General features: G+C 70.0%; 9 protein-coding genes and 1 tRNA gene (1 of these 10 only partly in view). 4 read left to right on the forward strand and 6 right to left on the reverse strand.

Annotated features, from left to right (window positions below):
* From EAT49_RS21725 to EAT49_RS13290, 5 genes are all read right to left on the reverse strand, one after another.
* Positions 1 to 16,702, reverse strand: the 5' portion of a protein-coding gene (locus EAT49_RS21725; RefSeq protein ID WP_281274732.1) for a tandem-95 repeat protein. It extends 14,162 nt beyond the left edge of the window; the window shows 16,702 of its 30,864 coding nt (coding positions 1-16,702); its start codon is at positions 16,700 to 16,702; the stop codon falls past the left edge of the window.
* 311 nt (positions 16,703 to 17,013) lie between these two features.
* On the reverse strand, positions 17,014 to 17,445 hold the full coding sequence (locus EAT49_RS13275) for a CoA-binding protein (protein ID WP_221181462.1): 432 nt from the start codon (positions 17,443 to 17,445) through the stop codon (positions 17,014 to 17,016).
* A gap of 154 nt (positions 17,446 to 17,599) precedes the next feature.
* Positions 17,600 to 18,049, reverse strand: coding sequence for a YHS domain-containing (seleno)protein (locus tag EAT49_RS13280; protein WP_123642772.1), 450 nt, complete (start codon positions 18,047 to 18,049; stop codon positions 17,600 to 17,602).
* Positions 18,050 to 18,219: 170 nt separating this feature from the next.
* Positions 18,220 to 18,534 (reverse strand): hypothetical protein, encoded by a 315-nt coding sequence (locus tag EAT49_RS13285; protein WP_123642773.1) that lies wholly within the window; start codon positions 18,532 to 18,534, stop codon positions 18,220 to 18,222.
* A 9-nt stretch (positions 18,535 to 18,543) separates the two neighbouring features.
* On the reverse strand, positions 18,544 to 19,320 hold the full coding sequence (locus tag EAT49_RS13290) for a TrmH family RNA methyltransferase (protein ID WP_123642774.1): 777 nt from the start codon (positions 19,318 to 19,320) through the stop codon (positions 18,544 to 18,546).
* A 117-nt stretch (positions 19,321 to 19,437) separates the two neighbouring features.
* Between EAT49_RS13290 and EAT49_RS21230 the strand changes: the two genes are divergently transcribed.
* The 3 genes from EAT49_RS21230 to EAT49_RS13300 all read left to right on the forward strand — a co-directional run bounded on the left by EAT49_RS21230 (position 19,438) and on the right by EAT49_RS13300 (position 22,370).
* Positions 19,438 to 19,521, forward strand: a tRNA-Tyr gene (locus tag EAT49_RS21230).
* Positions 19,522 to 19,800: 279 nt separating this feature from the next.
* Positions 19,801 to 21,921 (forward strand): efflux RND transporter permease subunit, encoded by a 2,121-nt coding sequence (locus tag EAT49_RS13295; RefSeq protein WP_185020750.1) that lies wholly within the window; start codon positions 19,801 to 19,803, stop codon positions 21,919 to 21,921.
* The gene (locus EAT49_RS13300; RefSeq protein WP_123642776.1) at positions 21,894 to 22,370 is read left to right on the forward strand and encodes a hypothetical protein; all 477 of its coding nucleotides are present in this window, start codon (positions 21,894 to 21,896) and stop codon (positions 22,368 to 22,370) included. Before EAT49_RS13295 ends, EAT49_RS13300 begins: the two co-directional genes overlap by 28 nt.
* Positions 22,371 to 22,374: 4 nt before the next feature.
* Here EAT49_RS13300 and EAT49_RS13305 read toward each other — a convergent pair whose 3' ends face one another.
* A complete protein-coding gene (locus EAT49_RS13305; protein ID WP_123642777.1) occupies positions 22,375 to 22,863 on the reverse strand; it encodes a hypothetical protein in 489 nt (162 codons plus the stop codon).
* 87 nt (positions 22,864 to 22,950) lie between these two features.
* Between EAT49_RS13305 and EAT49_RS13310 the strand changes: the two genes are divergently transcribed.
* A complete protein-coding gene (locus tag EAT49_RS13310) occupies positions 22,951 to 23,952 on the forward strand; it encodes a hypothetical protein (protein WP_123642778.1) in 1,002 nt (333 codons plus the stop codon).
* Positions 23,953 to 24,001 lie beyond the last annotated feature (49 nt).

The following is a 24,001-nucleotide window of genomic DNA, read 5'->3' on the forward strand; positions in this document are numbered from 1 at the left end:
TGCCGGCCACGCGCAGCAGCAGCCCCGCCGAGGTCTGGCTGACCGTGATCGCGGCGGGGTCGATGCCCGTCCCGAAGACGATCTCGTCAAGCCCGCTCGGGTCCTCGATCCGGACCTGCCCGTCGCCGAGGTCGAAGAGGTAGGTGTCGTCCCCCGCCCCGCCCGCGAGCAGATCACCGCCGCCGCCGCCCGACAGAGTGTCGTTGCCCGCCCCGCCATAAAGGCTGTCGGACCCCGGACCTCCCTCCAGCACGTCGTCGCCGTCGCCGCCGAAAAGCGTGTCGTCGCCGCTTCCGCCCTGAAGGCTGTCGTCCCCGGAGTCGCCGTGGATCAGGTCCGCGCCGTCGGTCGGGACCTGCGACAGGGCCACGAGCTCGGCATGGGTGAGAACCTCGCCGCCGTCGAAGCGCACCTCCTCGATAGCACGCAAGGGGGTGTTGAGCGCCCCCGAGAGCGTGATCCGGTCCTCGCTGTCGCGCAGCCGGAGCACGAGGTCGGCACCGCCGCCACCCTGCTGCACCCGCAGGTCGTCCGGCACGATTCCGGGGCCCAGTTCGAGCACGTCAAAGCCGCCGGTGTCGAGGATGGTGTCCTGCCCGTCGCCCCGGAAGAACCGGTAGACGTCGTCGCCCGCCCCGCCCTCGAGCCGGTCGTCGCCACGGCCGCCCTCCAGCGTGTCGGCCCCGTCTCCGCCCGACAGCGTGTCGTTGCCGCGTCCGCCCTGCAGCAGATCGTCGCCGTCGCCACCGCCGAGGCTGTCGTCGCCGGCGGTCCCGGTCAGGGTGTCGTCGCCTGCGGTGCCGGACAGGGCGAGCCCTCCCCCCGCGGCCGGCGTGGCCGCGCGCGCGACAAGCTGGTCGTGATCCCAGGTTATGCCGTCGGCGAAGCGCAGCTCCTCGATCCGGCGCGATGTGCCGGACAGGACACCGGTCAGGATCAGCCGGTCCTCGCCTCCGGCAATCCGCAGGATCAGGTCGCTGCCGGACGTCGTGACCGTCAGGTCCTCCGGCGCGATGCCCGGGGCGAAGGAGATCGCATCGGTCCCGCCGCTGTCGGTGATCCGCGCCGTGCCATCTCCCCGGCCGAAGCGGTAGAGGTCGTCCCCGAGGCCGCCGTCGAGGAGGTCGTCGCCCGCCCCGCCGGACAGCGTGTCGTTGCCCGCGCCGCCGAAGAGCGTGTCGGACCCCGCGCCTCCGATCAGGCTGTCGTCGCCGTCGCGGCCCTCGATCGTGTCGTCTCCGCCGGCGCCGTCGATCGTGTCCGGCCCCAGCGTGCCGACGAGACGCTGCGCCAGCTCCGTGCCGAAGGTGGCCAGCGCCGAGGTCCCCTCCGCAGTCCAGACCGTGCCGTCGGCAAAGGCGATCTCCTCGATCACCCGCGCCGGGTCGCCATGGGCGCCGAGGATCTCGACCCGGTCCCCGGTGCCGCGGATCTGCAGGATCAGGTCGGTACCGTCGCGCTGGGTCACGATCACGTCGCCGGGCGCGATGCCTGCCGCGAATTCGAGCCGGTCGATCCCGCCCGCGTCGTCGATCCGCGTCAGCCCGTCGCCGGGGCTCACGAGGTAGAGATCGTTCCCGTCGCCGCCGATCAGCGTGTCGCTGCCCGCCCCGCCCGACAGCGTGTCGTCGCCCGGCCCGCCCACGAGAAGGTCGCGCCCCGCGCCGCCGAACAGCGTGTCATTGCCGCCGCGCCCCTCGAGCACGTCATCGAACGCCGTGCCGATCAGCTCGTCGTCCGTGACCGTTCCTTCGCTGCCGCCGCCTTCCCCGGACGGACCGCCGTCGTCGCCGTCGAGGGGTCCACCCTCGCCGAACTCGCCACCTTCGTCGAACTCACCGCCCTCGTCGAACTCGCCAGAGCCTTCATCGGACCCGGCATCACCTCCATCGCCGATCAGCACCACACCCGATGGGCCGGGCCAGGGCAGCGCGGCTGCAATCAGATCGGCATGGCTCCAGTCGGTCTCGTTCTCGGCAAAACGGACCGTCTCGATCCGGTTTCCACCGCCGGCCACCGTGCCGACGAGGCGCAGCGTGTCGCCGGTCGAGGACAGGACCAGCACAAGGTCGTCACCATCGACGAAGACCTCGACATCGCCGGGCAGAATCCCACCTTCGAACAGCACGAGATCCGCATCCGAGAAGGAGCCGCCGTCCTCGATCCTGTCGTGACCGAAACCTGGCGCGAAGACATAGGTGTCGTTTCCGAACCCGCCCGACAGGAGGTCGTCCCCCGCGCCGCCTTCGAGGACATCGTTGCCGCTGCCGCCGTATAGGCTGTCGTTCCCCGCGCCGCCTTCGAGGACATCGTTGCCGCTGCCGCCGTAAAGCCGGTCGAAGCCCTCCCCGCCGCGCAGGGTGTCGTTGCCGCTCTGCCCCGAGATGCTGTCGTCCCCGGCGCCTCCGTCGATCAGGTCGGTGCCGTTGGTCCCGATCAGCTCGTCGTCGCCGCCGCGCCCCTCGATGAGCCGCGCCAGAAGGTCCTCGTGGCTCAGGATCGTGCCATCGGCGAAGACGACCGTCTCGATCCGGTCGGCGGTTCCGACGAGGGTATCCTTCAGCACCAGCCGTTCGTCCCGGCCGGCGAAGGTCAGGATCAGGTCGCCCCCGTCCGCCCGGACCCGGAGCGTGGCGGGGTCGAAGCCTGCACCGAAGACGATCCGGTCATCCGGCGAAAAGTTGCTGGACAGACCGCGGTCGTGGACGATGTCCTGCCCGAAGCCGGACGCGAAGATGTAAGTGTCGCTGCCCAGACCGCCCTGCAGGTAATCGTTGCCGGGTCCCCCGATCAGCGTGTCCGCGCCGTCGCCGCCGAACAGGCTGTCGGCCCCGCCGCCGCCCTCCAGCAGGTCCGCGTCGAAACCGCCCTCGATCACCTGGTCGGCATCGGTCGGCACGAGGGCGCGCACTATCAGGTCGGCATGGGACAACTCCGTGCCGTCGTCGAAGCGCACGGTCTCGATCCGGTCCGAGCTGCTGGCGATGGTTCCCCTGAGCACCAGCCGGTCATCCCGGCCGACGAAGGTCAGGATCAGGTCGCCGCCCTCGGCGCGGACCTGCAGGTCCTCCAGCAACAGGCCGGGGCCGAAGACCACCACGTCCTCGGGCGAGAGACCGGAGTTGAGGCCCTGGTCATGGACCGTGTCCTGACCGAAGCCCGCCTCGAAGACATAGGTATCGCTGCCGACCCCGCCGCGCAGGTAGTTGTTGCCCGTCCCGCCGATCAGCGTGTCGGCGGCATTGCCCCCGAACAGGCTGTCGTTGCCGCCGCCGCCCTGGAGCAGCGTGGCGTCGAACCCGCCGGTGATGACCTGATCGGCATCGGTGGGCGCGGTGGCGATGGCAAAGAGCTCGGCATGGCTCAGGCTGCCGCCATCGACGAAACTGACCGTCTCGATCCGGTTCCCGGCAATGGTGACCGTGCCCTGCAGCACCAGCCGCTCGTCGCGCCCGGCGAAGCTCAGGATCAGGTCAGCGCCATCGGCCTCGACCCGCAGGCTCGCGATGTCGAAGCCCGCGCCGAAGATGACCTCGTCATTCGGCGAAAAGGCGGAGTTGATCCCGTTGTCGCTGATGACATCCTGCCCGAAGCCCGCCTCGAAGAGGTAGGTGTCGCTGCTCTGCCCGCCGCTCAGGAAATCATTGCCCGTCCCGCCGATCAGCGTGTCTTCGGAGGCGCCGCCGAACAGGCTGTCGTTGCCGCCGCCGCCCTCGAGCAGCGTGGCGTCGAATCCGCCGATGATGACCTGGTCGGCATCGGTCGGCGCGGTGGCGATGGCGAAGAGCTCGGCATGGCTCAGGCTGCCGCCGTCCGCGAAGCTGACCGTCTCGATCCGGTTCCCGGCAATGGTCACCGTGCCCTGCAGCACCAGCCGCTCGTCGCGCCCGGCGAAGCTCAGGATCAGGTCAGCGCCATCGGCCTCGACCCGCAGGCTCGCGATGTCGAAGCCCGCGCCGAAGATGACCTCGTCATTCGGCGAAAAGGCGGAGTTGATCCCGTTGTCGCTGATGACATGCCGTCCGAAGCCGGCCTCGAAGAGATAGGTGTCGCTGTCGGTCCCCCCGCGCAGCAGGTCGGCGCCGCGCCCGCCGACGATCGTGTCGTCGCCGTTGCCGCCGTTGATCGTGTCGTCGCCCCAGCCGCCCTCGAGGCTGTCGGCGCCGCTCGTGCCCTCGATGGTCTGCGGTGCGGCGCTCTCCCAGGGCGCGCCGCTGAAATTGCCGCCCGTCAGCGCGGTGACGTCCACGCCCGTCAGCCGGACCAGGAGCCGCGCGTCGTCGAGGCTGCGCACGCCCGCGTCGGCGAAATGGATGTAGGTATCCGCCCCCTGCTGGCGCGCCACCACCTCTCCGGCGAGGCCCGCCGCCAGCCGGATGTCGAGCCGGTCGCCCAGATCCCCGGTCTCGAAGCCCGCGATGGTGATCAGCCCCGCGCCGTCGTCGATCTCGGGAACGAAGACCTCGAAGACGTCGACCACGCCCGGAGTCGCGGTCAGGTTGCGCGGCAGGTCGGGCCGCGCCGACGCGTCCGGACCGGAACTGCCGCCCGGGTCCCCGGGATCGCCGCCATGGGCCAGTGCGAACACCGCATCGCCGAAGGGGTCGGTATCGGGAACGCTGGGGAAGAGCAGCCGCTGCGCCTCCGCCTCGGTCACCTCCAGCGCCGCGACCTGCGCCGCGCTCAGGACCGTGTCGTCGTCGAAGCGGAAGACCTCGACCGGGGTCCGGCTCTGGGTGAACTGGTTACGGACCGTGAGGACATCCTCGTGGGCCACGAAGCGCAACACGAGGTTGCCGCCCTCGCGCACAACCACCATGTCCGCGGCGTTCAGGCCCGGCCCGAAGAGGACCGTATCGTCGGAGAAGGACCAGGGACCCGCCTCCACGATCTCGTCCCGCCCGGACCCCACGCCGAACCGGTAGGTGCTGTTACCCTGCCCTCCGGCGAGGATGTCGTCGCCCGGACCGCCGTCGAGCACCGCGTCGATATCGAACCGCGTGCCGAGGTCGAGCCGTTCGTCGCCCGCACCGCCGGTCAGCGCGCGCGACAGGATTTCCGTAAGGTCCCAGACCTCGCCGTTGGCGAACTCGAACCGCTCGATGGTCGAATTGAGGCCAAGCCCCTCGAACATGCCGCGGATCGTGATGCGGTCCTCGCCGCCCGCGATGCCGATCACGAGGTCGGACGGCCCCACCGACAGGAACCGGATGTCGGAGGGGGCGATGCCCGCCTCGAACCGGATGCGGTCGATGGCGCCGGCGTCGACCCGCTCGATGTCCTCGATGATGTCCTGGCCGTCGCCGCGGCCGAAGACATAGGTATCGCCGCCGCTGTGACCCCGCAGAAGGTCGTTGCCGCGCCCGCCGTCGAGCACATCCGCCCCGCGCCCGGCCTCCAGCGTGTCGTTGCCGTCGAGACCGAAGAGCGCGACAGCAGGTTCCGCACCCACGGCCGGGGCACCGGACGGCACGATGATCGCGTCGTCGCCGTCGGTGGGCGGGATCGAGAGCGCGATCTCTGCAAGGGTGCGCACCGTCCCGTCGCGGAACTCCAGCCGCCCCACGAGGGCGTCGGGATCGCCCGGCGGATCGACCAGCGTCAGCCGGTCGTCGCCGCCCGCGATCATCAGGATGATGTTGCCCTCTGCGTCGCGCTTCGCCGTCACGTCGCCCGGCGCGATGCCGGGGCCGAAGCGGATCACCGCGAGCCCGTCGACCGACCCTTCCGCCCGGATGCGCTCCTGCCCGTCGCCACGGTTGAACTCGATCACGTCGGCGCCGAGGCCGTCGATGATCACGTCGTCGCCCCGGCCCGGGCGGAACACCTCCGCCCCGGGGGTGCCGCGCAGCACGTCCGCACCCGGCGTGCCCACGGCGTTGACGAGATCGAGCAGCATGTCGCGGGTCCAGACCGTGCCGTCGCCGAAGACCACCTCCTCGATCGCGGCGTCGCGGATCACGATGGAATCGTCGCTCAGCTCGAAGGTCAGCAGCAGGTCGTCGCGTCCCGCGGCCAGCCGCTCCACCCGGACGTCCGCCGGGATGTAACCCGTGAGTTGCAGCCGGTCCCGCCCGGCCGTGTCCTCGATCACGTCCTGCCCGTCACCGCGCCTGAAGAGGTAGAGGTCGTCGCCCCGCCCTCCGCGCATGACATCGTCCCCGCGTCCGCCTTCGAGCGTGTCGGCGCGGTCGCTGCCGCGCAGCACGTCGTCGCGATCGGTGGACTGTCCCCGGATCGCGGCCTGGACCAGGTCTCCCCCCGTCCAGGTCGTCCCGTCGGCGAAGGCGATACTGGGCACGGCCCCCTGGCCCAGCGCCCCGGCGATGACCACGTCGAGGAAGCCGTCCAGCGTGACCAGCAGGAGGTCGCCGCTCTTGCCGTCCGCATTGCGGACGGCGACCTGCAGCGGGCCGATGTTGTCGAGCTCGATCCGGGCCGAGGTGGCGCCCGGCGCCATCTCGATACGGTTGATGCCGTCGCCCCGCCCGAGCCGCACGACACCGCCATCGTCGAGGATCACGAGGTCGTTGCCCGGTCCCGGCTCCAGTCGGACGCCCGGCGCCACATCGGCCGAGCGCAGGATGTCCTGCGACCCGTTCGGCGCGGCTTCGAGCAGCTGCTCCCGCACCTCCTCGATGGTCAGCGTCTCGCCGTCAGCAAAGACGAAGGTCTCGACCGGCGTCTGGCTGTAGCCGCCGAGGATCGCCACCCGCTCGTCCGTGGGCTGCAGGCGGATCAGGAGGTCGTCGCCGATCCGTTCGAAGCTGACCCGGTCGCGGGTGATCTCGGCGCCGAAGACCAGCCGGTCGACGCCGGCAGTGTCCCGGATCGCGGCGCTGTCGTCGCCGTAGCCGAAGAGATAGGTGTCGTTGCCCGCCCCGCCCTCGAGAAGGTCGGCCCCCGCGCCGCCCGACAGGGTGTCGTCGCGGCTGTCGAGGCCCACGAGGCGCTCGTCAGCGTCGGTGCCCGTCAGCATCCGGTCGATGATTTCCTCGATCGTCAGCACCGAGCCGTCGCCGAAGCGGAACTCTTCCACCCGCGTGGTACCGAGCCCGCCCGCGATGGTCAGCACGTCCGAACCGTTGCCGAGGTCGATGACCAGATCGTCCCCGTCGCGGCTGATGCGCAGCGCGTCGCGCGTGACCGTGGCGCCGAACTGCACCACGTCGATCACGCCGGGCGCGTCGGGCCGCTCGATGATCGTGTCGAAGTCGTACCCCGCGCCGAAGGCGTAGACGTCGCCCGCCGATCCGCCGATCAGCGTGTCGTCGCCCTCGCGGCCGTCGAGGACGTTGGGCGCGGTCGGATTGCCCTGGATGACGTTGTCGCCCCGGTTGCCACCCACGATGTCGAGCAGCTCCTCCACGTCCGAGATCAGCAGGAACGAGCCGTCGAAGAACTCGAACCGCTCCACCCCGTTGTCGAGGTCGAGGAACTGGTCGCGGATACGCAGGCTGTCGTCCGGCCGCCCCGCGATGGTGATGACGAGGTCGTTGCCGTCCTGGGCAAAGATCACGTCGCTGCGGGCGATGCCGCCGCCGAAGCGCACGATGTCGTCCACCGGCACGACGGTGCCGGGCCGGTCGAACCAGGCCGCGCGGACCCGCTGATCGATGATCAGGTCGTGCCCGTAGCCCACGTCGAAGAGATAGATGTCCCCGCCGTCTCCTCCGATCAGCGTGTCGTCCCCGCCGCGCCCGTCGAGCACTTCGGAGAAGTTCGAGCCGATGATCGTCTCGGAGGCATTGGTGCCAACGAGGTCGATGTCCTCGGGGTTGAAGTCCGTGTAGATCAGCGACCGGTCCGCGAACTGGAACACCTCGATGGCGAACTGCTGGCGGTTGTCCCGGACATACTGGTTCTCGAGGATGATGCTGTCGCCGGTGCCCCGGATCGTCAGGATCAGGTCCAGCGCGGTGCGGCTGAACTCGATGTCCTCGGCATTGAGACCCAGGAACTCGATCTTGTCGAAGCCGGCGGTGTCGAACACCGTGTCGACGCCGTAGCCGGGCGCAAAGACATAGGTGTCGTTGCCCGAGAACCCTTCGAGCCGGTCGTTGCCCGCGCCGCCGTCGATCCGGTCGTCGATGGTCTCGAAGCCCCAGATCGTGTCGTCGCCGTCGGTCCGGGCATTGTCGACGTAATGCTGAAGCAGCTTCAGGTAGGACCAGGTGGAACCGTCGCCCCACTCGATCTCCTCGATCAGGTTGATGTAACCGGCAATGAGGATCTCGAAGAGGTAGTCTGTCAGCACCACCTCGTCGTCGGTGCCCGAGATGCGCAGCCTCAGCGTGTCGCTGCTGCCGTCGCGCAGGAAGTCGAAGTCGGTCCACAGCAGGTCGTCCTTGAACCGCAGCAGATCGTCCTTCGGCCCGAAGAGCGACGAGGCGAAATCCTGGTCCAGGACCACGTCCTGGCCGTAGCCGCGCCCGAAGATGTAGGTATCGAAACCCGAGCCGCCGCTCAGGAAGTCGTTCCCCTTCCCGCCATCGAGCGTATTGTCGTTCAGCACGCCGTAGATCGCGTCGTCGCCGTCGGTCTTGGCGTTCGCCAGCACCCGCTGCACGATGTCCGTGAAGTCGAGCGACCCGCCCTGCTCGAAGATGATCCGCTCGATCAGCTGGGGCGAGACGTAGTCCAGCCCCGCCGAGGCGCCAAGCGCCTCCCCGAAGGCCTGCAGGTTCAGCCGCACCCCCGCGAACTGGCCCACGATCTCCACGCTGTCGCCGGTGGGAAGACCCTCCTGGTCGAGAATGGTGATCAGCAGGTTCGGGCTGTCGCCGTCCCGGGTCAGGCGGATCGTGTCCTCGGTGATGTCGCCCTGGAACAGCAGGAAGTCGATGCCCGCCTCGACCGGCCCGAAGGAGAAGCCCCCCAGATCGTCGATGATGTCCTGGCCATCGCCGCGCCGGAAGATGTAGGTATCGCCCCCGAGGCCGCCGCTGAGATAGTCGTTGCCCTTGCCGCCGAACATGATGTCGGCGTCGCCCGAGCCGAAATAGGCGTCCGCCTCGTCGAGTTCGGCGCGGACGAAATCCACAACTGCGAAGGACATGCGGAAGCGGTTCCAGACCACGCCGTCGGCGAAGATGATCTCGTCCACGCCCGTCTGCAGCTGCGTGCCGTCGAGGAGGATCATGTTCAGCTCGCCCAGGAACTGGTCCTCGAGCCTCAGCGAACTCGCGCCGTCGTCCCAGGTCAGGATCATGTCCTGCCCGATCCGCGTGGCCGTCACCTCGTCCGAGCGCAGATGCAGGAACCGCAGCTGGTCGGTGTCGCCCAGATCGCGGTCGTAGATCACGTCATGGCCGCTGTTGCGGCCGACGAAGTAGATGTCGCTCTCGATCGCCCTTCCATCGAAGGCCTGGGCATCGGCATCATAGCTGCCGATGACTTCGGTATCGCCCTCGGTCAGGTAGAAATAGTTGAAGCCAGGGATGCCGCGCAGCTCGGTCGCGTCGGGGCCGTGCTGGATATAGGCTCGCTCGTCGAAACCAAGCGAATTGATCAGTGCCGGAAGGTCGAGGTCGATGGGCACGTTCTCGTAGGCCGCCAGCGCCATCTGCTGGACCGAGGCCATGTCGAGCCCGCGCGGCGACTCGAAGAAGACCTTCGGGTCGGCGGGCTTGAAATCGGGGTAGATCTGCTGCAGCAGCGCAGCCCACTCGACGATGTAGTCGAAGACCGCGTCATCCGCGTTGCTGGCGGGCGCCGCCTCGAAGATCGCCTCGAACATCGGCACGAGGTCGCGGTCCGTGGTCGGCCGGTACTTGTCGCTCTCGATGTCGTAGACAATGTCGCGTGCGAAATCCGCCAAGCCGTCCTGCAGGGCGAGCCGCACCGCGAGCCGGGAGCCGGTCAGCACATACTGCTGCAAGGATGCGCCGATCAGCTCGATCATCGGCTTCACGACGGAGTCGTATTCCGTCTCGGAGAGGCTGTAGCTGCCGCCCTCCACGACCTTGTAGTCGATGAGCCCCGTCAAGGGATCGAGCGTCGCGCTCAGCATCTCGGGGCGGAAGTCGATGCCACTCAGCGCCGTGGCGAACTGGAACTCGCCAGGCGTCAGGATCTGCACCCGTGTCGCGCTGTCGAGCGTGGCGCCCACCTCGTCCAGCGTGTCGAAATCCACCTCGAAATTGCGCAGGGCGAATTCGCGGGAATCCCCGGTCTTGAACTGCAGCTCCAACGCCCGGTCCAGGTTGCGTGCCCAGACGAAGAAGGTGCCGTCCGCGTCGGTGACCTCGACCGTGTAGTCGATCGGGATGCCGTCGGTGAAGCGGACACCGATCTCCTCCACCTCGACGAGGGCAATGGGGTTGTAGCCGATCTCCTCGGTGCGCCATTCCTGCCCCGCCTCCTTCGGCAGGGCGAGGATATCGGCCACCGTGGGCGCCGCGATGGTCAGGCCGTCCGCGTCGAGGATCGGCCGCCCGCTCGCGAGTTGCCACGATCCGTCCGGTTGCTCGATCCCGTAGTCGTCGATCACCGCGCGGCCGTCGATCAGCCGCATGAGATAGGGCGCTTCCTCGCGGAACTGCACGGCCGCGCCCCGCGTGGCGGGTGACCAGGTCTGTTCGAGCTGCCAGGTGTCGCCCGCGGCGGCGGCCTGGGCCAGCACGTCCGCCAGCGTGGGCCGGTCGATCACCGCCCCCGAGCCGTCCAGCACCGGATCGCCGCTCGCCAGCGTCCACCAGCCGCCCGAGCCGTCCTCAACATAGATGCCGCGATCTGCCAGTGTCACGCGGCCCTCGCCGTCGGTGCGCAACAGCACCGGCGTCAGCTCGCGCGTGGTGGGCATGGTCTGGCCCCAGTAGGACAGAACCGGGCTGACCTGTTCGAGCAGGAACTCGAGCCGTGGCACGGTCATAGTCGCTGCGGCCTCGGCAGCAATCTCGGCCAGCAGGGGATCGTTGGCCATGGCGACGGCCAGCGAGGTCATCGAGCCGTAGCCGCGGCTGTCCAGCGCCAGGTCCTGCTGCCAAGGCGCCACGCCCGCCTCGCCCACATAACGCGTGTCGGTGTTCGAGGACGGCAGAATCGAGTCGAACATGTTCCGGGTCGAGCCGTCGGCCATCTCGACAAAGCCGGCGGCCAGAAGCTCGATCCCCTGCGGCGTGGTCGTGCCCACTGCGCTTGCATCGAGATCGAAGGCGACGATGCCAAGCGCCTCCAGCGTGAAGAGCTCACCGGGGTCGGTCACCCCATCCTGGTCGAGGTCGCGCCAGACCCGCAGCTCGGACCAGATCGCGTCGGCGGCGGTGATCCGCCCGTCGCCGTCGCCGCCGTTCTCCGCAAGGTCGAACTGCGCGAGATCGCCGTAGCCGCTGCCGGTGCCGCTGCCGAACATCTCGGAGATGTTGTCGATGCGGCCGTTGTCGTTGAGATCCCGCACGAGGAAGCCGTCGTCGGGCGCCACCCAGCCGCTGCGCTCGCCGAAGAGGTCGTTGTCCAGGTCGAACCAGACCTGGCTGATGTCGCGCGGGACCGTCTCGATCCCGTCGCCATCGAGGTCGATGATCAGCGGATCGGTCTCATCCGCCCAGCTCAGCCCCTTGGCGAGGCGCACCGCGGACCCCGCGAGCCAGGCCGCGCCGTTCAGGATTTCGAGCTTGGAGTAGATCTGCAGGAGTTGCCCAACGCCACCGGGCGTCACCTTGAGCATCGGATTAGCAACGTTGATCGCGCCCATGATGAGCGAAAAGGGGCTCGGGAACTGGAAGATCATCCCCAGACCGCCGGTGTTGCCCGCAATACTGTCCGCGAGACTTTTCAACCCCCCGGTCTCGGCCATGGCAAAGTCGGGCGGCGTAAACGGAATCAAGCTGAAGAAGCCGACATCGAATTCGTAATTCTCGATGAGCTGAGTGCCGAAGAGCGTTGCGGAGTCTTCGTTGCCGAGGTCGATGCTCTCGGGCGCCGCGATGCCGTACGCGATCCTGAACAGGATGTCCGTCAGGTTCATGACCGCCAGCTTGTTGCCCGGGCTCGCCTGATAGACGATGTTGGGCAGGAACGGGTCAAAGAAGACTTGGGTGCCGGTCAACAGAGTGTTGGTGAAAGCCGCGAAACTGATGGCGGGCCCGACGAAATCGGCCGCGAACCCGTTCACTCCCATTTGCCACAGCAGCGAACTGGCCCCGGCATCGCCACCCACCAGCGGCAGGCCGTAGAAGGTCAGGATATCGTTTTGCTGCGGGTCCATGATGGTGGTGTTCGGCGCGTACCAGAACTGGTCCGCATTGCTGGAATCATCCGCCACGGGCACCGGACGTCCGTCCGGCCCGGTCTGGGTGCCGTCCACCGTGTCGCCAATCAGCACCCCGCCGAAGCTGAAGTTGATGATCAGGTCGCGCCCGGTGCCGCCGTAGGTGGTGACGCCGGTGCCGCCTGTCACGATGACAATGTCGTTGTCGGCCCCGGCATCGACGGTCAGCCCGCCATCGGGCACCGCGGAGATATAGATGACATCCCGCCCGGCGCCGGTCCGGATCTCGGCCCCGCCGTTGACGCTGCCGCCTTCGGTCAGGACGAAGCGGTCATCGCCATTGCTGAGCGTGACGCCGTCGACCCCGGTCAGACTTGGCGTCTGCTCCGGATCGCCCCGGTCCTCGGCGAACAGCCGCTCCCGGATCAGCAGCGGCGCCAGCAACAGCGCATTCAGCGCCTCGATGTAGGCGGCCGTCTGTTCCGGATCGGCGGTGTCCACCTGACCGTTGAAGAAGAACACGCCGTCGTCGTCGAACGCGTTGTCCTCGCCCCCGGCAAAGGTCGCGGACTCCGTCCAGACTCCGAGGTCGATCCGGATCGGGTCGATATCGAGCGGCCCCTCCGCCGCCTCGAACCGGATGTCGCCCCCGAAGGCCTCCGAGAATGTCAGGAGCTCCGCCCCGGTGACATAGACGTCGAAAGCCGCGCCGGGCGGCGGCTCTTCCTCTCCCTCCCCGGCAGGCCCGGGGGCCAGCGCGCCCCGGAGCCTCAGCTGGACGCTGTCCGGGTCGAACCCCTCGAGGTCCTCGAACAGCCCCGCCGGCAGTTCCGGCGCGAAGGTGATGATCAGCGGCACGCGGTCGTCGAGCGCGCCGAGGAGGATCGTGTCGGTCCCCGCGCCGCCGTCCAGCAGCTCCAAACCGCCGCCGACGATAAGAATGTCGTCCCCCGCGCCTCCGAGGAGCGTGTCGTCGCCCGCGAGGCCCATGAGCGTGTCGTTGCCGTCGATGCCCGACAGGAGGTTCGCCCCGGCGCTGCCCATCAGCAGGTCGTCGAAGGCAGAACCTTCGGCATCCTCGATGCTGTCGAGTTCGTCGCCCTCGGCATGGCCGCCCGAGGAGATCTGCTGTTCGAGGAAGACGAAGACCGCCGCGTCGGAATGGCGGTAGCTCGTCATGTCGCGGCCGTCGCCGCCATAGACGAGGTCGGCGCCCGCGCCGCCCTCCAGCGTGTCGTCGCCGTCGCCGCCGTAGAGCGAATCGTCGTCGGCGCCGCCCGAGAGCCGGTCGTCACCGTCGCCGCCGTAAAGGGAGTCGGCCCCCTCGTCACCGAAGATGGTGTCGTTGCCGGCCTCGCCGAACATCTGGTCGATGCCGGCGCCGCCCTCCATGTAGTCGTCGCCCTCCTCTCCATAGAGGAGATCGTCGTCCTCGTCGCCGAAGAGCACGTCGTTGCCCGCGCCGCCGTAGAGCATGTCGTTGCCCGTGCCGCCGAGGAGCGTGTCGTCCCCCTCCTGGCCGCGTAGCGTGTCCTCGCCGTGGTCGCCGGACAGGAAGTCGTCGTCCTCGCCGCCCAGCAGCACGTCGTTGTCCGCACCGCCGTAAAGCTCGTCGTCGCCGGTGCCGCCTTCGAGCACGTCCTCGCCGTCATCTCCGAAGAGACGATCCCGGCCCTCGCCGCCAAACAGGGTGTCGTCGCCGTTCCAGCCTTCGAGGAGGTCGTCGCCGTCCCCCCCGAAGAGCCGGTCGTCGCCGTCCCCGCCTTCGAGACGGTCGTCGCCTTCGTCGCCGAAGAACAGGTCGTCCCCGGCGCCGCCTATGATGCGGTCGTCGCCGGTGCCGCCATAGGCCGTGTCGTCGCCGTCATCGCTGCCGCCCCAGATCGTGTCGTTGCCCGCGCCGCCGTAAAGGAGATCGTCCTCCGCGCCGCCATAGAGCCGGTCGCTGCCGTCGCCGCCTTCCAGCGTGTCGTCCCCGAACCCGCCTGAAAGGAGGTCGTCGCCCGCGTCGCCGCGCAGCGTATCGTCGCCCTCGCCGCCCTCGAGTTCGTCGTTGCCGGAGCCTCCGGCCATGACGTCGTTGCCCGAGCCGCCGAACAGCGTGTCGCGGCCCGCGCCGCCGTCCATGCTGTCGTCACCGCCCTCGCCATAGAGGTCGTCGTCGCCGTCGCCGCCCTCGAGCGTGTCCGCCTCTGCGCCGCCGAACAGCGTGTCGTTGCCGCCGCCTCCGCTCAGCAGGTCGATGCCGTCGCCGCCGTAAAGCGTGTCGTCGCCCTCGCCGCCGTCGAGATCGTCGTCCCCCTCGCCGCCCTCGAGCAGGTCGTTGCCGCCGCCCCCGAAGAGCAGGTCCTGCCCGACGTCGCCCACGAGCAGATCGTCGCCCTCGCCGCCCTCGAGCCGGTCGTCCCCCGCCTCCCCAAGGAGCGTGTCGTTGCCGTCGCCGCCCTCCAGCAGGTCGTCGCCCTCGCCGCCTTCCAGCTGGTCGTCGCCCGCTCCGCCGAAGAGGCTGTCGTTGCCCTCCTCGCCCATCAGCGAGTCGTTGTCGGCGCCGCCCTCGAGGATGTCGTCTCCGAGACCGCCCAGCAGAAGGTCGTCGCCCTCGTCTCCCGCAAGACTGTCGTTGCCGTCGCCGCCGTAGAGCCGGTCGTTCCCCGCGCCGCCCGCGAGGGTATCCGCACCCTCGCCGCCTTCGAGCGTGTCGTTGCCGTCGCCCCCGGACAGGCTGTCGTCGCCCGCGTCCCCCGACAGGCTGTCCGCCCCGTCGCCGCCTTCGAGAGTATCGTCGCCCGCGCCGCCTTCCAGCGTGTCGTCGCCCTCACCGCCATCGAGACTGTCGTTGCCCTCGCCCCCGCTCAGGCTGTCGTCTCCCGCGCCGCCCTCCAGCGTGTCGTCGCCATCTTCGCCCGACAGGGTGTCGTCGCCGTCTCCGCCGTGCAGGACATCGTCGCCCTCGCCGCCCTCCAGCACATCGTTGCCGGCGTCGCCCTCGAGCGTGTCGTTGCCCGCCCCGCCGTAGAGGCTGTCGTCGTCGTCTCCGCCGCGCAGGACGTCGTCGTCCTCGCCCCCTTCGAGCAGGTCCGCGCCCTCGCCTCCCTCCAGCGTGTCGTTGTCCGCACCGCCATAGAGGCTGTCGTCGCCCCCGTCGCCCCGGAGCAGGTCGTCGCCGTCCTCGCCGTAAAGGCTGTCGTCGTCTTCCCCGCCAGACAGCGTGTCGTCGCCGTCGCCTCCCTCCAGCAGGTCCTCGCCCGCGCCGCCGTCCAGCGTGTCGTTGCCGGCCCCGCCGTAGAGCACGTCGGCCCCGTCGCCCCCCTCGAGAGAGTCCTCGTCCGCCCCTCCGGAGAGCGTGTCGTCCCCCTCGCCGCCCTGGAGCAGGTCGTTGCCGTCCCCTCCGTCGAGCACGTCGTCGCCCGCGCCGCCGATCAGCACGTCCGCACCGGCCCGCCCGGCCAGCGTGTCGTCTCCGTCGCCGCCGTCGAGGAGGTCGTCGCCCTCCCCGCCGTCGAGGATGTCGTTGCCGTCACCGCCGAAGAGCAGATCGTCGCCATCGCCGCCGAAGAGCGTGTCCTCGCCGGGTCCGCCGTAAAGCTCGTCGTCGCCGTCCCCGCCCTCCAGCAGGTCCGACCCGTCGTCCCCGAGCAGGACGTCGGACCCGCTCTCGCCCTGAAGCCAGTCGTCGCCTGCCCCGCCGGACACGATGTCGTTGCCGATCCCGGCCAGAACCGTGTCGTCCCCGTCGAACCCGAGCACGAGATCGCCCTCGGGCGTCCCGGCGTCGATCATGTCGCCCTGGGGATCGCCGGTATAGAAGATGTCGATCAGGTCGCCCGCGGGCGTGCCCTCGACCACGAGGTTCGGCTGCGGCAGGCCGATCAGGGCAGGATCGCCAAGGTCCGGCAGCTTGACGCCGACGAGGGTGACACGGCTTCCGCCCGCGAAGGTGATGAGAACGTCGCCGGTGCCGTCGCCGGCGGTGTCGCCGATCTCGGCGCCCAGAAGCTCCAGCCGCGCGCTGTCCTCCCCGGCGAGGAACGTGACGTCGAACCTGTCGCGGACCGTGATCGTCCCGTCCGGATTGACGATCGGCACCTGGAATCCGATCAGCGCCAGCTCGGTCGGCGCCGAGGAGACCGAGATCAGGTCGTTCCCCGCGCTCAGGACGACCTGCTCGATCCCGGTGAAGCTCGCGGCGGAGCCGCCCGCCTCGACCTCGCCGGCATTGGCGACAGCAAGCGACATCCGCAGATGGACCCCGGACGAGACGGCCCCCAGATCGAGCGTATCGGTCCCCGGGCCGCCGTCGATGGCGTCCGCCCCGAACCCGTCCTCGAGCACGATCCTGTCGTCGCCGGCGCCCGCCTCGATGCTGTCCGCGCCGGGTCCCGGCGTGATCGTGTCGTTGCCGCCGAAACCGCGGATCAGGTCGTCGCCCGCCGTGCCCGACAGGGTGTCGCCCTCTTCCGTGCCCTCGATCAGGGTTCTGTCGTCCATCATGCAGCGCACCCCCGTCCGTGAATATACCGGTGCACTTCGCAGAGGCCGAAGCCCTGGCCGAGCCGTCTGGACGTTCTCGCCCGGAAACAGCGTGCCGCCTCAGTATCCGCCGTCCCACTCCGGACGGGGCTGCCAAAGACAGGTCTCAAACGGCACATGGACTACACTGGTCGTAAAAATCGGAATCTGAATTACGGTACCTTCCCCGGCGTCCGGCGTGGCTGTCAACCAGAAATTACCGTGGCGTAAGACCTTCTGCGGTGCCGGGGACCCGCCGCAACCGGCTTCCGGTCCGGCGCGAAACGCCTGGTCTAGGCGCCCCGCGCCACGAGGCGCGCATGCTCGATCTTGGTGCAGCGGTCTTCGACGACCACCGTCCCGGCCGCCTCCGCCAGGGCCCGCGCCTCGGCGCTGACGATGCCGAGCTGCAGCCACAGGACAGGCAACCGGGGCCAGCGGGCCAGTGCCTCGCGGGCGATCTGCGCCACCGCCTCGGAGCGCCGGAAGACATCGACCATCTCCACGTCGCCCGGCACGTCCGCCAGCCGGGCGACCACCGGCCGGCCGAAGAGCACCCGGCCCTCGAGCCCCGGATTCACCCCGATCACGCGGTAGCCCGCGCGCACGAGATAGACGCCGACGTCATGGGAGGGTCGCGCCGGATTGGCCGAGGCACCGACCAGCGCGATGGTCCGCGTCTCGCGCAGGATGCGCCTCAGGGCTGCCGCATCGGGATCTGTCATGCCGCCCATAAAAAAGCGCCCGAGGCGATAAGCCAAGGGCGCAAGGTCGGAACGAGGGACAGTGAAACGACACGCGGGTGTTCCCGGCCGCGCGTCTGTTCAGACAGATGGCGATCGGCGGGGCGCGCTCCAAGCCCGGCTCAGCACTTCGTGATCAGCCGAGGATGCCCGGCCAGTTCGCCTCGCCCCGCGCGATGTTCGCGTCGATCTCGCCCAGCCAGCGATCCCGGATGCGCAGGCTCGCATTGAGATAGAGCCGCCCTTCGTGCACCGTCCACGCATCGGGCACGGTGGGGGCGAGATAGCCGCGCGAGGCGGCCCAGGCGCAATAGCCGCCGAAGGCCGGGGCCCAGCGTTCCGGATCGGCCTCGAAGGTCGCGCGGTTCCCGGCGCCCGCGAAGGCCCATTCGGCGCCGCGCCACACGAGGCTCTCCGTCCCGCCCTCGACCGGTCCCCCGAGGTCGAAATACGCGACCGGATCGACCCCGTGGATGGCGCGCCCGCCCGCGGTGAAGATGTCGGGCTCGCGGGCCAGCGCCGGACCGGCGGCTAGGCTCGCGGGAAGGGCGGCGGCGAGGGCGAGGACTCTGCGTCGGGGGATCATGAGCTGTCTCCTTGTACCCGGGGGCGCTGTCCCGAAGGTCGGACCTCCCTGCCCCTGCGGCAAGGTTGCCGACGCAAAGGTGAGCCATGTTGCAGGGCGACCCGGCGCGGCCGGGCGGGCGGGCGGGTGCCGTCGCCCTCTCCGGGGCGACGCAGGCGCCCGCCCGGACGTCAGTCGAAGATATCCTCGATCGCGTCCCACAGCTCCTCGAAGGCGCGCCGCTTCAGCCTGCCGATCCCGGAGCCCTTGCGCCGCCGCCGCGCGTCGCGCCGGGCGGTCTCGCCCGCATGATGCCGGTCCTGAACCGGCAGGCCTCCGGGCCGCGCCGGGGCCGCGGCGGAGGCGGTATCGGCCTTTAGGCGCTTGAGATCGTGCAGCGGCGCGCCGCAGCTCGCGCAGGCCAGCTCGTGCCGCCGCTCCCCCTTCAGCACCAGAGCCGCCCTCGTGCCGCAATAGCAGCAGGTCGCGATCTTGCGTCCCGGCATCCGCCCCTCCTATCCGCTCCGGGAGGCATATAGGGCGATGGCCGCGGCATTTGAGACGTTGAGCGAGCCGAAGCCCCCCGCCGCGCCGATCCGCACCAGGTCGTCGCAGGTCTCCCGCGTCTTCTCCCGCAGCCCCGGCCCCTCGGCGCCGAGGACCAGCGCCACCGGACGGCCCCGCGCCCCCGCCATGACCGCGCCGATCTCCGCCTCCGCCTCGCCCGCGAGACCCACCAGCAGGTAGCCCATGTCCCGCAAGCTCTCCATCGCGGCGGAGAGGTTCGACACCCGCAGGTAGGGCTGCCGCTCCAGCGCGCCCGAGGCGGCCTTGGCCAGCGCACCGGTCTCCGGCGCCGCATGGCGCTGCACGCCGATCACCGCCGCCGCGCCGAAGACCTCGGCGGACCGCAGCACCGCGCCCACGTTGTGCGGATCGCTCACCCGGTCGAGCAGCACCACCCGCGCCTCGGGCCCCGCCGCACAGACCTCCTCGAGCGGTCCCCAGTCGAGCGGCCGCACCTCGAGCGCCACGCCCTGGTGCACCGACCCCGGATCGAGCGGCGCCGCGAATTTCCTCGGATCGCTGATCTCGGGCTCGAGGCCCCTGCCGCCAAGCACGTCCCCCAGCTTGTCGAGCGCATTCTTCGTCACCACGAGCCGCAGCGCCTCGCGCCGCGGGTTCGTCAGCGCATCGCGCACCGCATGCAGCCCGAAGAGCCACAGCGTCTCCCGCGCCGCGGCCCGCTTGGCGCGTTCCTTCTCCACCACCCAGACCGGTTTCTTCGCCATGGCGCCCTCCGTCCCCCCTCTTGCGCCGCCGGACGGGCGGGCGCAACCGCGCCGCCTGCCCGGCGGCCAAAATCGCCTTGACGCCTCCGGGACCCCCGGATATCCCGCGCGCCACTAGGGCGACGAGCTGCAAGGTGCGGCAGCGGACTGTAACTCCGCCGGGGAGACCCATGCCTGGTTCGATTCCAGGGTCGCCCACCACTCCCCCGACATGACCTCCCGTTGGACGCGCGAAGATGTCCGGCAAGGCCCCGAGCGCGTCGGCGCGCCCGGCCCCAGGTCACCACAACCCCGGCCCGGCAGCTCCGGTCGCCGCCTGCCGTTCCAGCCACAGGCTCCCGGCATACATCGCCAGCAGCCACCCGGGCTGACACCGCCGGTCCTGCCGCTCCGGGCCTGACCGCTTCGAAGGAGCGGCAAGGACTCCGTCCCGCAATGGACGCAGCCCCTGCCCCGGGCTATCTGCCGCGGATGACGCGCATGTCCCGGGATATCCTTCAGCTTCTGGCGCTCCTCGCCCTGACGGCGCTGGCCGCCTGGTCGGCCCTCGGGCTCCGGATGCAGGGCGACCTGTCGCGCGCGCTGCAAGGGACATCCGAGGCCTACACCACCTTCGAGGCCTTCCAGGCCACCTTCGGGCATATCGGCAGCGATGCGATCCTGTCTGTCGAGGCGGCGGATCTCGGCCAGGCCGAGAGCTTCGCGGCGTTCGAGGATCTCCTGATCGAGCTGCAGCTGACCCCCGGCGTCGCGGGGCTGGTGTCGGTCTGGTCCCTGCCCGATCCCGAGGACCCCGACCGCCCATTCCTGCGCCGGGACGACATCGCCGCCCTGCCCCCCGCGAGCCAGCTAGACGCGCTTCTTGCAGAGGTGCCCCTCGCCGCCGACATGCTGGCCGGGGACCGCTCGCTCACCCTCGTCACCGTCATTGGCGATCCCGCCACCGAAGCGGACGACCGCGCGGAAGCGCTTGCCGAGGCGCTCGCCACCGCCGCCCCCGACCTTCGGGTGGACCGGGTCGGCCTCTCCCAACTCCAGCTCGGCGTGCAGGAGGCGCTCCGGCAGGACCAGATGCGCCTGACGCCGCTCTCCATGGCGCTCTGCGCCGCGCTGGCACTGCTGCTGTTCCGCTCGGGCCGGTCGGCGCTGATCTGCGCCGCGCCCCCGGTCGTCGCCCTGATCTGGACGCTGGGCCTGCAGGCGGCGGCGGGGATCGAGGTCGATCCCCTCGTCGCCACCGTGCCCACGCTGATCCTCGTGCTGGGCTTCGCCGACGCAGTGCACCTGCACCATGCCGTCGGCACCGCCGGGCGCGACCGGCCCCTGCCCGAGGCCATCGCCCACGCGCTGAAGGAAATCTGGCCCGCGCTGGTGCTGACCTCCTCGACCACGGCGCTCGCCTTCCTGTCGCTGCTCTTCGTCGGGTCTCCCACGCTGGCGAACGTGGCGCTGGTGGGGACGGTGGGCCTTGCCCTCGTCCTCGTTGCGGTTGTCACGGTGATGCCGCCCCTGAGCCGGCTCCTGATGCGCGCGCCGCCCAGCCCCGCGCGGCTCGCCCTGCCGGGCATCGGACGGGCCGCACGGTGGCTTCTCGCTCGGCCCGGGCCGGTGACCATCGCGGGCCTTGCACTCTTTGCAGGCCTCGTCGCGCTCTCGACGCAGACGCGGCCCGGCTACGACATGTCCCACCACATCCCCCGCGGCTCGGATTTCGCCCAGGCGCTCGAGCGGGTGGAGGCGCGGCTGCCCGGGTCGGACCGGCTCCATGTGGTGGTGACCGCCGCCGATCCCGCACCGGGACTCCAGCCCGCCGACCGGGAGCGGCTCGACGCCGTTGGCCGCGTGCTCTACGGCGCGCCGCCGCAGATCCCCGAGCGGGTGGACCCGGAGAACCCCCTCACCTCCCGCTTCATCGCCGCGGACGGATCGGCCTTCGCCCTGCCCGTGGCGGCGCCCCTCGACACCGGCGGCAATGGCACCGAGGCCGCCGCCCGCGCCTTGGTCCAGAGGCTCGACGCCGCGGGCCTCGGCGGGGTGACGCAGGTGACGGGCTACTCCCTGATGTCCTTTGCAGAGATCCGCCACCTGGTGATCGACCTGCGCTTCGCCTTCTACATCGCCGTGGGAATCGTCGCGCTCCTTGCTGCGGTGCTGACGGGCTCCGTCCGGCTCGCGCTGGCGTCTCTCCTGCCCAACCTCATCCCCATCCTTGGTGTCGAGGGCTGGCTCGTCGTCACCGGAACCTCGCTGACCATGACCGGGGCGATCGCGTTGACCGTGGCCTTCGGCATCGCGGTGGATGACACGATCCACATGCTCAACCGCCTGCGCGTCGAGCGCCGCACCAGACCCCCGCGCGAGGCGATCTCGGCGGCGCTGACCGTGGTCGCGCCCCCGGTGGTGATGACCTCGCTCATCCTCGTGCTGGGCTTTTCCGTCTCGGCCCTGTCGCTCCTGCCTTCCATCGTGATCTTCGCCAAGCTCACCGCCTCGGCCGTGGCGCTCGCCTGCCTCGCCAACCTCTTCCTCTTTCCTGCCCTGCTCGTCTGGGCCAGCCCAAAGGAGACCCGCCCATGGTCCGCACCCTCGCCTTTGCCCTGAGCCTCTGTGCCGCGACACCCGCTCTCGCGCAGTTCGACATCACGACGAAGACCGGCTCCTGGGCCGGTTCGGGCCAGGTGCTGCGCGGCGGCGAGATCGACCAGGTGACCTGCCGCGTGACCATCGCGCCCTCGGGCGCCGCGACGCAGGTGGAGGGCCGCTGCGCCGTGCCCGAGGGCGCGGTGCCCTTCGACGTGCTGCTCACGCCCCAGGCCGACGGCAGCTTCCTCGCCACCGGGCGCACGCTGGAGCGGCCCGGCGAGACCGCCATCACCGAGCTGCGCGGCACCCCCGACGCCAACGCGCTCACGCTGCGCGGCACCGCACCCGGCGAGACGCTCACCGTCCAGTTCGTGCCCCGCCCCGAAGGAGGCCTGCGCATCGCCACCCAGCGCCTGACTCCCGCGGGCGACGAGAACACCTCCGTGGTGGAGCTGATGCCCCGCTGATCCGTCAGGGCAGCAGGATCTCCGCCCGCGTCACCTCGTGCCGTTCGGTGGTGTTGTCGTCGAAGGTCACCTCCATCGTGATCGACTGCACGCTGCCGGGCGGATAGGTGCGCCAGATCGGCAGGTCCGAGATCAGCGCGTTGGGCTGCATGGTCTCCTCGTGGCACGGCTCCATCTCGAGGATCTCCTCGGGCGGCGCGCCGTTGAGGCCGAAGCGGATCTCGTGGAGCCCGCAGCGCCAGCTCAGCAGATGGGTGAAATAGACCCAGTCCTGCCCCTCCCATTCGCGCACCGCGACCCAGCTGCCGCGCGTGGCGGCGAGGATCGGCTTCACCTCCACGGCGGTGGTGAACCTGCCCGTGGGCACCTGCGGCTCCGGCGCAAAGGTCGGCAGCGCCTCCGCTGGCGACGGGAGGGTGGGCCGGTCTTCGCCCCCGCCCGGCTCGATCCCGAGGGCCATGGCCACGATCAGCGGAGTATAGAATTCAAGCATCATCCCCTCCTAATTGCGCCCCGAGGCTTTCGCCCTACGCGACGATCCGTAATGTGACGCCGGGGCGGCTCCCCGGGCAGAGGGATCATGGCAGAGGACGGCACAACGACCAAAGCCTTCAACATCATGGTCGTGGGCCAGAAGGGGCGCGTCGGCTACGAGGCGCTGATCTTCGCGGCGTCGCTGCGCGCGCGCTCCCCGGGCTTCGCGGGCCGGCTCTTCGTGGCCGAACCCCAGCCCGGACCGCTCTGGCCCTCCGATCCGCGGATGCCGGGCGACCTGCGCGCGGCGCTCACCGACCTCGGCGCCGAGATCCTGCCCTTCGAGACCACGACCTTCGGCGCCTCCTACCCCCATGGCAACAAGATCGAGGGCCTTCTCGCCATGCCCGAGGGCGAGCCCTTCGTCTTCTTCGACAGCGACACGCTGGTGACGGCGGACCTGGCGTCGATCCCCTTCGACTTCGACCGGCCCTCGGCCTCCATGCGGCGCGAGGGAACATGGCCGATGGAGGAGCTCTACTGGCCCGGCTACACGGCGACGTGGAAAGCGCTCTACGACCGCTTCGGGCTCGAGTTCGAGAGCACGCTCGACCTCGGCCAGCCCGACGAATACTGGCAGCGCTACCTCTATTTCAACGCGGGCTGGTTCTTTGGCGCCTGCCCCCGGGCCTTCGGCACCCGTTTCCGCGACTGGGCCCGCGAGATCCGCGACGACCGCCCCGAGGCGCTGGTGCTCCAGCCCCTCGACCCCTGGCTCGACCAGGTCACGCTGCCGCTCGTGATCCATTCCTTCGGCGGCGGACGGCCCGGACCCGAGCTGGATCCGCTCGACGGAGAGGCGACCTTTCACTGGCGCGTCCTGCCGCTCCTCTACACCCAGGGCACGGAGGCGCAGATCGCGCTCTTCGAGGAGCTGGTCGCGCCGAACCGCCTCAAGAAGGTTCTGAAGAATCACGAGCCCCTCAAGCGCTTCGTCTACCAGGGCCGCGGCCGCAAGGCCCGCGCGCTCTTCGACGGCCAGCCCCTGCCGCGCTCGGAGAAGAAGCTGCGCAACGTCCTGAAGAAGGAAGGCTTCTGGATGCGTTGACCTGATCCCGCGGAGCGCGCGACAGGCCGTTCAGGCATCGACGATCCGC

The organism is Histidinibacterium lentulum, from assembly GCF_003789055.1.
GTDB lineage: Bacteria > Pseudomonadota > Alphaproteobacteria > Rhodobacterales > Rhodobacteraceae > Oceanicola > Oceanicola lentulus.